This window comes from Burkholderia sp. AU30198, assembly GCF_020419825.1.
Lineage (GTDB): Bacteria > Pseudomonadota > Gammaproteobacteria > Burkholderiales > Burkholderiaceae > Burkholderia.
On sequence record NZ_JAIZSA010000008.1, the window covers coordinates 178,754 to 193,721 of the forward strand.

Below are 14,968 nucleotides of genomic sequence, written 5' to 3' on the forward strand. Positions count from 1 at the left end.
ATCTCGTCTCGTCAGTCCTGATCGATCTTGCGTTCGACCTTGAGCGGCGGCGCCCATGCCGGCTGGGCGGCGTCCTGGGCGTCGGTGGTGAGGCCGGGCACGCCCGGCGGGTTGCCGAGCATCGGGAAGCCGAGCTTCTCGCGCGAGTCGTAGTAAGCCTGCGCGACGAGACGCGACAGCGCGCGGATGCGGCCGATGTACGCCGCGCGTTCGGTGACCGAGATCGCGCCGCGCGCGTCGAGCAGGTTGAACGTGTGGCCGGCCTTCAGCACGAGTTCGTACGCGGGCAGCGCGAGCTGCGCGTCGATCATCTTCTTCGCTTCCGCTTCGTAGCTGTTGAAGAACGTGAACAGCAGGTCGACGTTCGCGTGCTCGAAGTTGTAGGTCGACTGCTCGACCTCGTTCTGGTGGTAGACGTCGCCATACGACAGGCGGCGCAGCTCGGGGCCGTTCGGGCCTTGCTCTTCCCACTCCGTCCACACGAGGTCATACACGTTCTCGACCTTCTGCAGGTACATCGCGAGGCGCTCGAGGCCGTAGGTGATCTCGCCGAGCACCGGCTTGCAGTCGAGGCCGCCGACCTGCTGGAAATACGTGAACTGCGTGACTTCCATCCCGTTCAGCCACACTTCCCAGCCGAGGCCCCACGCGCCGAGCGTCGGGTTTTCCCAGTCGTCCTCGACGAAGCGCACGTCGTTCTGCTGCAGGTCGAAGCCGAGTGCCTCGAGCGAGCCGAGGTACAGGTCGAGGATGTTTTCCGGCGCCGGCTTGAGCACGACCTGGTACTGGTAGTAGTGCTGCAGGCGGTTCGGGTTCTCGCCGTAGCGGCCGTCCTTCGGGCGGCGCGACGGCTGCACGTACGCGGCGCGCCACGGCTCGGGGCCGATCGCGCGCAGGAACGTGTGGACGTGCGACGTGCCTGCGCCGACTTCCATGTCGATGGGCTGGAGCAGGGCGCAACCCTGCTTGTCCCAGTAGGACTGCAGCGTCAGGATGATTTGCTGAAACGTAAGCATGAAGAGCCTTCGTGGCGCTGGCGCTCCGTTGCGGGCGGCGCTCCGGGCGGGGCCCGGAGGGTCGGCTCGCGCGGCGGCGCGGCTTGTTAGTGTGCTGAAACGCGTAATTTTACCGGATCGGCGAGCGGATGCGGCCGGAACGCGGGCGGGCGCACCGTCGGCCCCGTCCGGGCGGCCTGCGCGGGCGTGCCCGGCGCGCGTCGGACGGCCGCGCGCGGCATGCGCGACGCGGGTGCGGCGCGGCTTCGTGCGGGCGTTAAGATGCGCGTATTGCGGTGCGCGCGACGCGTGCCGCGTCACTGCTTGCCGATCCCGATCGCATGGACGAACCGACCGACATCCTCATTCCGCTGCTTCCGCCCTTCCTCGCGCTGCTCGGGCAGGCTACCGATGCGCAGGCGCGCGGCGAGCGCGCCGCGCACGATCTGTGGCTCGCCGCCGCCGCGCACCTGCATGCGGTCGACGCCGATGCGCTCGCGCAGCTCACTGGCGCGCTCGTCGCGCGGCAGCGCACGGCCGACGCGGTCGCGCTCGCCGAATGCGCGGCGCGCATGCATCCGGGTGCCGCCGCGTATTTCAATCACGGCTACGCGTTGCAGATGGCGGGCCGTCACGCGGACGCCGTGGCGCCGTATCGCGCGGCGCTGGCGCTCGATGCCGGGTGGCCATCGCTGCGCAACAACCTCGCGATCGCGCTGCGGCTGTCGGGCAGCGACCGCACGGAGGAGATCGCGCTGCTCGACGCAGCCGTGCACGCCGATCCGCGCGACGTGCAGGCGTGGATCAACCTCGTGGTCGCGCGGCTCGCGACGCACGACCTGGACGGCGCGCTCGCATGCGGCGCGCGGCTCGTCGAGCTCGCGCCCGACAACGCGCTCGCGATGAACAACGTCGCGCTGGCGATGAAGGAGGCGCAGCGCTGGGACGACGCCGAGCGTTACGCGGTGCGCGCGTGCGAGCTGGCGCCCGACGACGCGTCGTACCGCTTCAACCTGGCGATCATCCAGCTCGTGCGAGGCAACTTCGCGGCCGGCTGGCGCGGCCACGAGGCGCGCTGGGACGGCGCGGGCGAGTTGCGCGGCCGCCGGCCGGCGCTGCCGGGCCCGCGCTGGCAGGGCGAGCCGCTGGCCGGCAAGACGCTGCTGGTGTGGGGCGAGCAGGGGCTCGGCGATGTGCTGCAGTTCTGCCGCTTCGTCGCACCGCTCGCCGAGCGCGTGCATCGCGAGGGCGGCCGGCTCGTCTGGAATACGTTCCCGCTGGTGGGCACGCTGATGCAGCGCAGCCTCGGCGCGCATGCGGATGCATTCAGCACGGGCGGTGGCGTCGACGTGCTGCCTGCCTTCGATTACGAAGTCCCGCTGATCGGCCTGCCGCTGATGCTCGGCATGGAAGCGTCGACGCTCGCGTCGTCGGTGCCGTACCTGCGGGCCGATCCGTCCGCGCGCGACGCGTGGCACGCGCGGCTTGCGGGCGACGGCCGGCTGAAGGTCGGGCTCGTGTGGACGGGCAGCGCCGGGCACCAGCGCAATCCGTACCGGCGCGTCGGGCTCGAACGCTATGCCGACGCGTTCCGCGGGATCGACGGCGTCGCGTTTTATTCGCTGCAGCCGGGTGCGGGCGCGGACGTCGCGGCGGCGCGCGCGGCCGGCTTCGCGATCGAGGATCTCACGGCGGAACTGACGAGCTTCGACGAGACGGCCGCGTTCATCGGCGCGCTGGATCTCGTGATCACCGTCTGCACGTCGGTCGCGCACCTGTCGGGCGCGCTCGGCGCGCGCACCTGGGTGTTGCTCGACGTGAATCCGCACTGGCCGTGGCTGCTCGAACGCACGGACAGCCCGTGGTATCCGACTGCGACGCTGTACCGGCAACCGGCGTTCGGCGCGTGGGAACCGGTGATGGAGGCGGTGAGCCGCGACCTGCGGTGTCTCGCCGCGCAGCCGGTTCAATCGGTTCAATCGGCTCAATCGGCTCAATCGGCTCAATCGGTTCAATCGGTTCAATCGGCCCGGCAGGCCTGAGAGGCCTGAGAGGCCTGAGAGGCCTGAGAGGGCTGAGAGGGCTGAGAGGGCTGAGAGGCCGACCGGTTCGCGGCCACGGGCCGCCGCCGCACGTTGCATGCGGCGACGGCCGCCGCGCACTGCGCAGCGGCCGCCCGTGGCGTCATTCCGGCTGGTCGCCGCCGTTCTTCCGGCCGTTGCGTCGGCGCAGCCCGGGGCCGAAGGTGAAGCCGAACGCGAGCAGCACGAGCGACACCGCGAGCACGATGTTGTTGCCGCTCGTCACGTAAGGCGTGAAGCCGCTCGTGCCTTCGATCCGCACGTCGAGCGAGCCGATCGTGAACGGCTTCAGCTGGCCGAGCACGCGGCCGTGTGCGTCGATCGCGGCGGTCATCCCCGTGTTGGTCGAGCGCAGCATCGGCCGGCCCGTCTCGAGCGAGCGCATCCGCGCGATCTGCAGGTGCTGGTCGAGCGCGATCGTGTCGCCGAACCACGCGAGGTTCGTCACGTTGACGAGCACGCCCGGCGGCTGCGGGTTGTCGCGGATCGTCGCGGCGATTTCCTCGCCGAACAAGTCCTCGTAGCAGATGTCGGCCATCACGGGCTGGTTGTGCACCAGGAACGGCTTCTGCACGGGCGCGCCGCGCGCGAAGTCGCCGAGCGGCATCTTCATCAGGTCGACGAACCACCGGAAGCCCCACGGGATGAATTCGCCGAAGGGCACGAGGTGGTGCTTGTCGTAGTGATAGATGTCGCGCGAATTCGGCGTCACACCGTACAGGCTGTTCGTATAGTCGACGTAGTGGCCGTCCTCGGTCACCGACGCGCCGACCGCGCCGAACAGCACGGCCGAGCCAGTCGTGTCGCTGAACTTGCGGATCGCGACGGCGAACGGCTCGGGCAGCTCCTGGATCATTACCGCGATCGCGGTTTCGGGCGTGACGATCAGGTCGGCGGGCTTCTCGATGATCATCTGCGTGTACATCTTGATCGCCGCGTCGATGCCCGCTTCCTCGAACTTGATGTCCTGCTTCACGTTGCCCTGCAGCAGCCGCACGGTGAGCGGCGCGTTCGCGGGCACGGTCCACGTGACCTGCGACAGGCCGAGACCGGCCGCGATCAGCGCGAGCGCGATGCCGGCCGGCGCGGCGATGCGCACGCGCGCATTGCCGGCGCGGGGCTCGGCGAGCGGCGACGGCCGGGCGGCGGCGAGCGCCTGCACGACGAGCGCGGCGAACAGCGCGAGCACCCACGCGATCCCGTACACGCCGGCAACCGGCGCGAAGCCCGCGAACGGGCCGTCGACCTGCGGATAGCCGCTGGCGAGCCACGGGAAGCCGGTGAGGACGGTGCCGCGCAGCCATTCGCCGAGCGCCCAGGCGCTCGCGAACGCGAATGCGCCATGCCAGGTCGGCAGGAACGGCCGCGGGTCGGGTGTGCGGCGATGCCACGCATGGCCCGCGCAGAATGACCACAGCCCGGCGGAGAACGCCGGGTACAGCGACAGGTACAGCGAGAACAGCACGAGCGCGCCGCCCGCGAGCGGTGCGGCCATCTCGCCGTACACGTGCATGCTGATGTAGAGCCACCAGATGCCGCTGATGAAGTTGCCGAAGCCGAACGCGCCGCCGGTGAGCGCGGCGCTGCGCCAGCTCGCGGTGCGCGTGAGCTGCGCGAAAAACCAGACGAATACGACGAGTTGCAACCAGCCGCCATGCGGCGTCGGTGCGAAGCTGAGCGTATTGGCCGCGCCGGCGAGCAGCGCGGCCGGGTAGTGCCAGCGCGGCAGCGCGCGGCCGGGTGTCGGCGCGAGCAGGCCGCCAGCCGGGCGGGACAGGATCGGATCGTCCATGTGAAGCGGAAGTGGGCGAGCGGTTGTGGAACGCGCGGCTGGCGCGCGACGGTCAGTCCTCGTGCGAGGCTTCGGCGCGACGGCTGGCGAGCGGGTTGCGGCGCACCAGCAGTACGTGGACCTGGCGCGCATCGCCGCGCTGGATCTCGAACACGAGGTTGCCGAGCTGCAGCTTCTCGCCGCGATGCGGGACGCGGCCGAAATGATGCGTGATCAGCCCACCGATCGTGTCGACTTCGTCGTCGGGGAAATCGGTGCCGAACGTCTCGTTGAACTGTTCGATCTCGGTGAGCGCGCGCACGCGGTAGCGGCCATCGGGCCCCGAGATGATGTTGCCGGCTTCCTCGTCGAAGTCGTATTCATCCTCGATGTCGCCGACGATCTGCTCGAGCACGTCCTCGATCGTGATCAGGCCCGCGACGCCGCCGTATTCGTCGACGACGATCGCGAGGTGGTTGCGGTTCACGCGGAAGTCGTGCAGCAGCACGTTCAGGCGCTTCGATTCGGGAATGAACACGGCCGGGCGCAGCATGCCGCGCACGTCGAATTCCTCTTCGGCATAGAAGCGCAGCAGATCCTTCGCGAGCAGCACGCCAATGACGTTGTCGCGGTTCTCCTCGTACACGGGGTAGCGCGAGTGCGCCTTCTCGAGGACGAACGGGATGAAATCTTCGGGCTTGTCGGCGATGTTGATCGCGTCCATCTGCGCGCGCGGCACCATGATGTCGCGCGCGCACAGGTCGGATACCTGGAACACGCCTTCGATCATCGACAGCGAATCGGCGTCGATCAGGTTGCGTTCGTGGGCATCCTGGAGGATTTCCAGCAGCTCGGCGCGGGATTCGGGCTCGGGCGAGATGAAGTCGGTCAGGCGCTCGAGGAGCGAGCGCTTTTCTTGCGGTTTGTCGGTTGGCTTACGACTGGGATACGAATCGTTCATGGTGGTGCGCCCGGGTCATGCCGGAGCGCGCTGTCACGGAGTAGGCAAGGATACACCAAGGGCACGACGCGACCGTGTCACACCGGCCGCACGGCCAGGGTGGGCAGCGCGCGCGGGCCCCGCTCGGGAACGGTCGCGCCGGGCGCGACCTCGTCCTCGGTTCCATCCTATCTCAGAAAAGGGCGCGGGGCAGCGGCGAAAAAAATCGGGTGCGGAAGGCGCCGGGAACCGTGACGCGGGAAAGCGCCCGGCGGACGCGGCCTGCGGCGGCATTCTGCCGCACGCGGGTTTGGCCGGGCCGCGGTTCAGAACCGCATGCCGGCCGAACAGCCGCCTGCGGCCGCGCCGTTGGTCGCGGCGCCGCCGCAGCCAAGGATTCCGCAGCCGGACAGCGCGATGCTCGCGGCGACGAGCAGCGCGGCGACCTTGCAGCGTGACCAGCGTGACGGATTCATCGGGCATGCCCTCGTTCGAATGCGCACACGGCGCGGCCGCGCGCGGCGGCAAGCCGGGCGCCGTGCCGTGTCACCGGCATCGCGCGAGCAACCCTTCGAGTGCGCGATCGGGGATGCCGCTCGCGCGCAGCGCGTCGACCGTGCGGCTCACGTAGTCGAGCGTCGTGCCGTAGCGGCCGGCCGCGCAGCCGAACACTTCCTTCACGACGGGATCGGACAGCTTGCCCGTATAGGTCGGCGCGTCGCGGCGCATCACGAACGCGAGCGCGTTCACGCGTTCGCCGTTCTCGAGCGAGCACGGCAGCCACGCGGGCCGGTACGAACCCATCGGCATCTCGCGCTTCCACAACGTTTCGAGGTGCGGCTGCGCGGTCGGGCCGGCGAGCCGGAACGCGATGCCCGAGCACGAGCCGCCGCGATCGAGCGCGAGCACGAGGCCCGGGCGCTCGGGCGTGCCGCGGTTCACGCGCGACCACAGATAGAGCCCGCGATGATAGCCGTGCACCTTGCCGCGCACGGCGGCGACGGTCGGCAATCCCGGGTTCCAGATCAGCGAGCCATAGCCGAACAGCCACAGATCCTGCTGGCCGTCCCAGTCGCGCATCGTGAGCGCGAGCGACGCCGCGAGCTCGTCTTCCGTCAGCAGGCGCCCGTCGCCGATCGACGGCGGGTAGGCGGGCGGGAGCGTCGCGGCGTTGCGCATCGTGCGGACGGCTTACTGGTACGGGTTCGGGAAGCCCAGCTTCGCGAGGATGTCGACTTCGAGCGCTTCCATTTCGGCCGCGTCTTCGTCGCTCGTCTCGTGGTCGTAGCCTTGCGCGTGCAGCGCGCCGTGCACCAGCAGGTGCGCGTAGTGGGCCGTGAGCGGCTTGCCCTGGTCGTGCGCTTCCTTCTCGACGACCGGGCAGCACAGCACGAGGTCGCCGATCACGGTGCCGTCGGGCGCCGCGTCGTACGCGAAGGTCAGCACGTTGGTCGGGTAGTCCTTGTGGCGGTAGCCGGCGTTCAGCGTGCGGCCTTCTTCTTCGCCGACGAAGCGCACGGTGAGCTGCGCGCTGGCGAACAGCGCCGGCTCGAGCCATTCGGCGATCAGCTTGCGTTTGGGCAGCGTCTTGCGCACGTCGCTCGTGATTTCGTCGCCGTACTGCACGGACAGGTCGAGCTCCGGCTCGCGCAGCGCATCTTCGGTGTCGTCTTCGCGCGGCGCGGGCTCGGCACCCACGTGCAGCGTCACGCTGTCGTAGTGCTCGGGCTGCAGCGCGAGCTTTGCGCGCATCGCCGGATCGTTGTGCTGCGCGACGATCGCGACGGCGGCTTCCCCCGAACTGCCCGACAGGTCGAACATCAGGCTGCGGCCGTCCGGGAAGTCGATTCGCAGCCCTTGTGCGTTGACGGTCCGGGCCTTGCCCTTCGAATCGAACAGCGAAAGGCGGGGGGAGGCGGGCGCGGCGGACTTGGCGCGCCCGGACTTGCGGGAACGGGAGGATTTCATGACGCGTGCGGCGATTAGGACGCGTTGAGGATACACCAAACGGCCGATCGCACCCGAATTCGCGCAGGCGAAAAAAAGCCCGGCGCGCCGTCTGGCGGGCCGGGCCGGGCTGTCAGGCCGGGGCGGCGTGCGCGCGCCGCCGGCCGGTCAGCCGTCCTGGTGCTGCGCGTGGAACTCGTCGTACGCCTCGACGATGCGCGCGACGAGCGGATGGCGCACGACGTCCGCGCTCGTGAAGCGCGTGAGCGCGATGCCGCGCACGCCGCCGAGCACCTGCTGCGCCTCGACGAGGCCGCTCTTGTGGCCGCGCGGCAGGTCGACCTGGCTCGTGTCGCCGGTCACGACCGCCTTCGAGCCGAAGCCGATCCGCGTGAGGAACATCTTCATCTGCTCGGGCGTCGTGTTCTGCGCCTCGTCGAGGATGATGAACGCGTGGTTCAGCGTGCGGCCGCGCATGTACGCGAGCGGCGCGATCTCGATCATCTGGCGCTCGAACATCTTCGCGGTCTTGTCGAAGCCGAGCAGGTCGTACAGCGCGTCGTACAGCGGACGCAGGTACGGGTCGACCTTTTGCGCGAGATCGCCCGGCAGGAAACCGAGCCGCTCGCCGGCCTCGACGGCCGGGCGCGTCAGCACGATCCGCTTGACCTGGTCGCGCTCGAGCGCGTCGACCGCGCACGCGACAGCGAGGTAGGTCTTGCCGGTGCCGGCCGGCCCGACGCCGAGCGTCACGTCGTGCGACAGGATCTGCTTCAGGTATTCGCGCTGTGCCGGCGTGCGGCCGCGCAGGTCGGCGCGCCGCGTGTAGAGCTTCGGTGCGGGCTCCTCGTCCGGCTCGCTGGCGTCGAGTTGTACGATGGGGTCGTCGAACGGATGGTCGGGGTCGCCGCGGAAGCGCACGTCGAGCGTGTCCTGGCGGCCGTTGCCGGACGTGTGGCGCACTTCGACCAGCGCGAGCTGGATGTCGTCGACCGACAGCGCATCGCGCGCGCGGTTGTAGAAGTTCTCGAGCGCGGCGAGCGCGAGCTTGGCGCCGCGACCGCGGATCGCGATCCGGTGGCCGCGTCGCGACAGCGTGACGTCGAGCGCCTGTTCGATCTGCCGCAGGTTCTCGTCGAGCGGGCCGCAGAGGTTGGCGAGGCGCGCGTTGTCGTCGCGCGGCGCGACGAATTCCAGTGCTTGGGTCGGCTTCAAAGTGGCGTCGGGCTCCTGTTGAGCGTCAGTGTCAGTGGGTGGCCGCGCTCGCGTCGTCGCTGACGAGCACGAGCTCGCCGCGCAGCGAATGCGGATACGCATGGTTGATCTTCACGTCGATCATCTGGCCGATCAGGCGCGGGTGCGATGCGAGCGGTGCCGGGAAATTCACGACCCGGTTGTTCTCGGTGCGGCCCGCGAGTTCGTTCGGGTCCTTGCGCGACGGGCCCTCGACGAGGATCCGCTCGACCTTCCCGACCATCGACTGGCTGATGCGCGCGACGTTTTCCTCGATGGTCGCCTGCAGATGTTGCAGGCGTTTGAGCTTCACTTCGCGCGGCGTGTCGTCGTGCAGGTTCGCGGCCGGCGTGCCGGGGCGCGGGCTGTAGATGAACGAGAAGCTGGTGTCGTAGCTCATCTCGTGCACGAGTGCCATCATCTTGTCGAAATCGTCCTCGGTCTCGCCGGGGAAGCCGACGATCATGTCGGTCGACAGCGACAGGTCCGGGCGGATCGCGCGCAGCTTGCGGATCACCGACTTGTATTCGAGCACCGTGTAGCCGCGCTTCATCGCCATCAGGATGCGGTCGGAGCCGTGCTGGACGGGCAGGTGCAGGTGGCTCACGAGCTTCGGCACCTTCGCGTAGGTGTCGATCAGGCGCTGCGTGAATTCCTTCGGGTGCGACGTCGTGTAGCGGATCCGCTCGATGCCGGGGATGTCGGCGACGTATTCGATCAGCGTCGCGAAATCGGCGATCTCCGACGAGCCGGCCGCCAGTGCGCCGCGATACGCGTTCACGTTCTGGCCGAGCAGCGTGACTTCGCGCACGCCCTGGTCGGCGAGGCCGGCCACTTCGGTCAGCACGTCGTCGAGCGGGCGCGACACTTCATCGCCGCGCGTGTACGGCACCACGCAGTAGCTGCAGTACTTCGAGCAGCCTTCCATGATCGACACGAACGCGCTCGGGCCTTCGACGCGTGCGGGCGGCAGGTGATCAAACTTCTCGATCTCGGGGAACGAGATGTCGACCTGCGCGCGGCCGCTCTCGCGACGCGCGTCGATCATCTGCGGCAGGCGGTGCAGGGTTTGCGGGCCGAACACGAGGTCGACGTACGGTGCGCGCGACACGATCGACGCGCCTTCTTGGCTCGCGACGCAGCCGCCGACGCCGATCAGCAGGCCCGGTTTCGCTTCTTTCAGCTCGCGCACGCGGCCGAGATCGGAGAACACCTTCTCCTGCGCCTTTTCACGCACCGAGCAGGTGTTGAACAGGATGATGTCCGCGTCTTCCGGCGTATCGGTCTTTTCGAGGCCTTCGGCCGCATTCAGCACGTCCACCATCTTGTCCGAGTCGTACTCGTTCATCTGGCAGCCGAAGGTCTTTACGTAAACTTTCTTGGTCATGGGGGTTCGCCGTTCGCAGTGGTTGACCTGGGGGCGTCGTCTATAGGGTGAATCGGGACGGCCTTGCCTGGCGCATGCCGCGCCGCGCAGGGGCGGGCGTGCCGCCTTGCACGCATCTCGCGTGCACGCGCATGAAAAGCCGTCGGGAAAGCTTTCCATTATAGCTTTTCATGCTGTCGGGAGCGCCCGGCGGGTTGCGGCCGCGCGACGGCATGTGTCGCGTTCCGACCCTGATCGGGGCGCGCGCCGGCCGTCAGCGGCAAGCGTTCAGCAAGTCCTCGAGCGCGGCTTCCTCGCGTGCGAAGCGTTCGGTGAGGAAGTCGAGCAGCACGCGCACGCGCGGTGCCATGTAGCGCTTGCTGTGATGGATCGCGTGCAGCGGCGCATCCTGGTGCCGCCAGTCGGGCAGCAGCACGCGCAGCCGGCCCGCACGCACGTCGTCGGCGATGTCCCACAACGATTTCAGCGCGATCCCGTGGCCGCGCAGCGTCCATTCGCGGGTGAGGCCGCCGTCGTTGGTCTCGAACGCGGTCGACAGCGGCACCGTGTGGGTCTGTGTCTCGTCGCCGCGCGTGAAGCGCCAGGTGTTCATCGGCCCCGACGCGATCGTGATCACGTTGCATGGAAAGCGGGCCAGATCGTGTGGATCGGCCGGCATGCCGTGCCGCTCGACGAACGACGGTGCCGCGCACAGCACGCGCCGGTTCGCGGCGAGCCGGCGCGCGATCAGCGCGCCGTCGGGCGGCGCGGCGAAGCGGATCGCGAGGTCGATCTCGTCCTGCCACAGGTTCGACGCGGAATCGGACGCCGTCAGCGAGAACCTGACGTCGGGGTGCAGCCGGGTGAATTCGTCGAGCCAGTCGAGCAGCTGGTTGCGGCCGAAGTCGGTCGTCGACGACAGCCGCACCTTGCCGCCGACCACGTTGCGGCCTTCCTGCAGCATGGCGTCCGCGTCGTCGAGTGCCTGCAGCGCCTGCCGGCAGCAGTTCAGGTACAGCCGGCCCTCGTCGGTGAGCCGCAGCTGGCGCGTCGAGCGCTCGAACAGGCGCGTCGCGACCTTCGCCTCGAGCTTCGCGAGGCGCGCGCTGGCGGCGGCCGGCGTGAGGTTCAGCTTGCGCCCGGCCGCCGACAGGCTGCCCAGGTCGGCCGCCTCGACGAACAGCCGGATATCGCCCAGTCGATCCATCGGATTTTCCAGAAATTTTTGAAAATGATTCAAATGCCACGCCAATTATCAAATATAGGCGTATTCGGGACAATGCGCGCACACCCCGCATTTTTGTGCGGTGCGGCACCGACCGGGCGCCGCACCGCCGCTTCCCGGAGAACCTCATGCCCATTCCCTTGCTGGCGCTCGCGATCAGCGCCTTCGCCATCGGCACCACCGAATTCATCATCATGGGCCTGTTGCCCGAAGTCGCGCAGGATCTGGCCGTGTCGCTGCCGTCGGCCGGGCTGCTCGTCACCGGTTATGCGCTCGGTGTCGCGGCCGGCGCGCCGCTGCTCGCGGTGCTGACGAGCCGCATGCCGCGCAAGGCCGCGCTGCAGTTGCTGATGGCGATCTTCATCGTCGGCAACGTGCTGTGCGCGACCGCGTCCGGCTACGCGACGTTGATGGTCGCGCGCGTCGTCACGTCGTTCGCGCACGGGTCGTTCTTCGGGATCGGCGCGGTCGTCGCCGCGTCGCTCGTGCCGACCGACAAGCGCGCGAGCGCGATCGCGCTGATGTTCACGGGGCTCACGCTGGCGAACGTGCTCGGCGTGCCGTTCGGCACGTTCGTCGGCCAGTTGCTCGGCTGGCGCGCGTCGTTCTGGATCGTCGCCGCGCTCGGTGTGCTGGCGCTCGGCGGCGTCGCCGTGCTCGTACCGAACCGCCACGACAGCGGGCCGGTCGGTCTCGGCCACGAAGTGCGCGTGCTGAAGGAGCCGCAGGTGTGGCTCGCGCTGCTGATGACGGTGCTCGGCTTCGGCGGCGTATTCGTCGTGTTCACGTACATCGCACCGATCCTCCAGTCCGTGTCGGGCTATTCGCCGCGCGCGGTCGCGCTGATCCTCGTGCTGTTCGGCGCGGGGCTCACGATCGGCAACACGCTGGGCGGCAAGCTCGCCGACCGCGCGCTGATGCCGTCGCTGATCGCGATCCTCGTCGCACTGATGGCGGTGATGGTCGTGTTCGCGAAGACGAGCCACTATCCGGTCGCGGCGGCCGTGACCGTGTTCGTGTGGGGGATCGCCGCGTTCGCGACGGTGCCGCCGCTGCAGGCGCGCATGGTCGAGAAGGCCGCGAGCGCGCCGCATCTCGCGTCGACGCTGAACATCGGGGCGTTCAACGTCGGCAATGCGCTCGGTGCGTGGCTCGGCGGCGTTGCGCTGGACCACGGCCTCGCGCTCGATGCGCTGCCGTGGGTCGCCGTCGCGGTGACGTTCGCGGCGCTCGTCGTCACGTGGTTCGCGATGCGGCTCGACGCGCGCGGGCCGGCGCGCGGCGCGGCGCCGGCCGCGCAATGAGTGGCGAATGAGCGGCACCCGCGCGACGCGATAGCGGCAGGAATGGGTTCGCGAGGAACGCATTCCTCCGCGATGCTGATAACGGTGTGAAGATAACTTCGTTTGCCGGTGCCAGGCCGGGTGATAGCGTCTCGATACGCGCCGTTGCTGGCGCAACCCGATTCCGATCCCGGCTTACCCCATACGCAGGGCTGCACAGGCGGCCCGGAGGCAATGCTATGTCTTCATCCCTGGCGCTCGTGCGCGACGTGTCTTCCTTCGAGTCCGGCAACGCCGTCGATGCGCGGGCCTCCGCGTCGCTCGACGTGCTCGAGCAGGTCGTCGGCGTGAACCTCGCGCGGTTGCGCGCCGAGCGGCAGTTGTCGCTCGATGCGCTCGCACGGCTGTCCGGCGTGTCGCGCGCGATGCTCGCGCAGATCGAGTCGGCGCGCAGCGTGCCGTCGATCAAGGTGCTCTGCAAGATCGCCGCGGCGCTGAAGGTATCGGTCGCCGCATTCCTGCGCCGCCATGCGGTGAACGGCTTCGAGCATCTGGCGGCCGAGCGCGCATCGCGCGTCGTCAGCTCGAATGGCCGCTTCTCGGCGCGCGCGCTGTACCCGGAAGGCGAGCCGGCCGCGGCCGAGTTCCACGAGCTGCGGATCGCGCCGCTGCATACGGAGCCCGGCGCACGCCGCGCGCCCGGCACGACGGTCAACCTCGTCGTCAGCGAAGGCACGCTCGAAGTCAGCGTGCATGAGCGCCGTCAGTTGCTCGCGACCGGCGACGCGATCGTGTTCGATGCCGACCAGCCGTACAGCCTGCGCAACCCGGGCGACAGCGAGGCGCGCGCGTTTCGTGTGACGGTGAGCCCCGAGGTGCCGCCGCGCTGGCTCGTGCCCGACGCGGCGCACGCGGCACATGCTGCGCACGCGGCCGGCTGATTGCACAGGCTGCACGGAAGCGGGCCGCGTTCTCGTCGTTCGGGCGAGATCGCGGGTCGTCAGTCGGCCGTTCGGACGATGCCGTTAAACGGAGTCGTCAGTAAGGTTTTAGGTAGTCTTCGCTGCGCCGCGCGCGTAGCTGTTGTATGCTTGGCCCGCCGTTGATGGGGTTGGCCCATCCGGCAATCAGTGCGTCTTCAGGGCGGGGCGAAATTCCCCACCGGCGGTAGGCTGGCGTAAGCCGGCGAGCCCGCGAGCGCCCGCGCATCCGCGCGGGGTCAGCAGATCTGGTCGAATGCCAGAGCCGACGGTCATAGTCCGGATGAGAGAAGATGTGCAGATAGTCATGTCCGCCAGGGCCGCTTCGCGATGCGTGCGAAGCGGGTTGTCGTTCTGTCTGTTTGCAATGCCCTGAAACGTTTTTCGCCCAAATCATCTTTGCGAGGAGCGTTTCACATGTCCTTGATGTCCGTTTCGTCGGCACCCGCCGACGCCTTTGCCGATCTCCCGTTGCTGGATTCCGAACCGGTGCCGCCGCGCATCGCCGCCGCGCTCGATGCGATGCGCGCAGGCCGTGCGGTCGTGCTGCAGGACGACCACGACCGCGAGAACGAAGCCGACCTGATCGTCGCCGCCGAGCGCATCACGCCCGAGACGATGGCGCTGCTGATTCGCGAGTGCAGCGGCATCGTGTGCCTGTGCCTGACCGACGACACGGTGCGCGCGCTCGAGCTGCCGCCGATGGTGCAGACCAACGAGAGCCGCAACGGCACCGCGTTCACCGTCTCGATCGAGGCACGCGAAGGCGTGCATACGGGCGTATCGGCGGCCGATCGCGTGACGACGATCCGCGCGGCGATTGCCGAAGGCGCGAAGCCGCACGACATCGTGCGCCCCGGCCACGTGTTTCCGTTGCGTGCGCAACCGGGCGGCGTGCTGGCACGCCGCGGTCACACCGAAGGTACGGTCGACCTGTCGATCCTCGCGGGCCTGAAGCCGGCCGGTGTGCTGTGCGAGCTGATGAATCCGGACGGCACGATGACGCGCGGCGACGATGTCGAGCGTTTCGCGCAACAGCACGGGCTGCCGATGCTGACGATCGCGGAACTCGTCGAGTTCCGCGAGGCGCTGGCCGCCGCGCGCGAGCGCTGCTGCGAGCCGGCCTGAGCGTAGGGAAAGCGGGCGC

The 14,968-nt window shown here is 69.0% G+C and carries 13 protein-coding genes and 1 riboswitch; of the genes, 4 read left to right on the forward strand and 9 right to left on the reverse strand.

Annotated features, from left to right (window positions below):
- Positions 1-11: 11 nt before the first annotated feature.
- Complete coding sequence (gene glyQ, locus LGN19_RS19150; RefSeq protein ID WP_175221648.1) at positions 12-1,016, reverse strand: glycine--tRNA ligase subunit alpha; 1,005 nt, start codon at positions 1,014-1,016, stop codon at positions 12-14.
- A 320-nt stretch (positions 1,017-1,336) separates the two neighbouring features.
- Between glyQ and LGN19_RS19155 the strand changes: the two genes are divergently transcribed.
- Positions 1,337-3,037 (forward strand): hypothetical protein, encoded by a 1,701-nt coding sequence (locus LGN19_RS19155; RefSeq protein WP_226216597.1) that lies wholly within the window; start codon positions 1,337-1,339, stop codon positions 3,035-3,037.
- 142 nt (positions 3,038-3,179) lie between these two features.
- On the opposite strand, the gene lnt is transcribed toward LGN19_RS19155, so the two are convergent.
- The 8 genes from lnt to LGN19_RS19195 form a co-directional block, all read right to left on the reverse strand.
- Entirely contained in the window at positions 3,180-4,868 is a 1,689-nt protein-coding gene (gene lnt / locus LGN19_RS19160) for an apolipoprotein N-acyltransferase (protein WP_226216599.1), read from the reverse strand.
- A gap of 52 nt (positions 4,869-4,920) precedes the next feature.
- A complete protein-coding gene (locus LGN19_RS19165; protein ID WP_122946222.1) occupies positions 4,921-5,808 on the reverse strand; it encodes an HlyC/CorC family transporter in 888 nt (295 codons plus the stop codon).
- A gap of 305 nt (positions 5,809-6,113) precedes the next feature.
- Positions 6,114-6,263 carry a hypothetical protein gene (locus LGN19_RS19170; protein ID WP_164462623.1) on the reverse strand — a complete coding sequence of 50 codons (150 nt, stop codon included), beginning with the start codon at positions 6,261-6,263 and terminating at the stop codon, positions 6,114-6,116.
- 70 nt (positions 6,264-6,333) lie between these two features.
- Complete coding sequence (locus LGN19_RS19175; protein WP_122946221.1) at positions 6,334-6,966, reverse strand: gamma-glutamylcyclotransferase; 633 nt, start codon at positions 6,964-6,966, stop codon at positions 6,334-6,336.
- Between the two features lie 12 nt (positions 6,967-6,978).
- Entirely contained in the window at positions 6,979-7,755 is a 777-nt protein-coding gene (ybeY, locus tag LGN19_RS19180) for an rRNA maturation RNase YbeY (RefSeq protein WP_226216601.1), read from the reverse strand.
- Positions 7,756-7,902: 147 nt separating this feature from the next.
- Positions 7,903-8,949, reverse strand: a complete 1,047-nt coding sequence (locus LGN19_RS19185; protein WP_122946219.1) for a PhoH family protein — start codon at positions 8,947-8,949, stop codon at positions 7,903-7,905.
- A gap of 31 nt (positions 8,950-8,980) precedes the next feature.
- Positions 8,981-10,354 (reverse strand): tRNA (N6-isopentenyl adenosine(37)-C2)-methylthiotransferase MiaB, encoded by a 1,374-nt coding sequence (gene miaB, locus LGN19_RS19190; RefSeq protein ID WP_039360028.1) that lies wholly within the window; start codon positions 10,352-10,354, stop codon positions 8,981-8,983.
- 253 nt (positions 10,355-10,607) lie between these two features.
- Positions 10,608-11,540 (reverse strand): LysR family transcriptional regulator, encoded by a 933-nt coding sequence (locus LGN19_RS19195; protein WP_174955562.1) that lies wholly within the window; start codon positions 11,538-11,540, stop codon positions 10,608-10,610.
- A gap of 146 nt (positions 11,541-11,686) precedes the next feature.
- On the opposite strand from LGN19_RS19195, the gene LGN19_RS19200 reads away from it, so the two are divergent.
- The 3 genes from LGN19_RS19200 (at position 11,687) to ribB (ending at position 14,949) form a co-directional block, all read left to right on the forward strand.
- Positions 11,687-12,862, forward strand: coding sequence for an MFS transporter (locus tag LGN19_RS19200; RefSeq protein ID WP_174955560.1), 1,176 nt, complete (start codon positions 11,687-11,689; stop codon positions 12,860-12,862).
- Between the two features lie 218 nt (positions 12,863-13,080).
- Positions 13,081-13,782: a helix-turn-helix domain-containing protein gene (locus tag LGN19_RS19205; RefSeq protein ID WP_122946216.1), complete on the forward strand. Its 702-nt coding sequence runs from the start codon at positions 13,081-13,083 to the stop codon at positions 13,780-13,782.
- Between the two features lie 189 nt (positions 13,783-13,971).
- Positions 13,972-14,120, forward strand: a riboswitch (FMN riboswitch).
- A gap of 118 nt (positions 14,121-14,238) precedes the next feature.
- The gene (gene ribB, locus LGN19_RS19210; RefSeq protein ID WP_085042345.1) at positions 14,239-14,949 is read left to right on the forward strand and encodes a 3,4-dihydroxy-2-butanone-4-phosphate synthase; all 711 of its coding nucleotides are present in this window, start codon (positions 14,239-14,241) and stop codon (positions 14,947-14,949) included.
- The last annotated feature ends 19 nt before the right edge of the window (positions 14,950-14,968 follow it).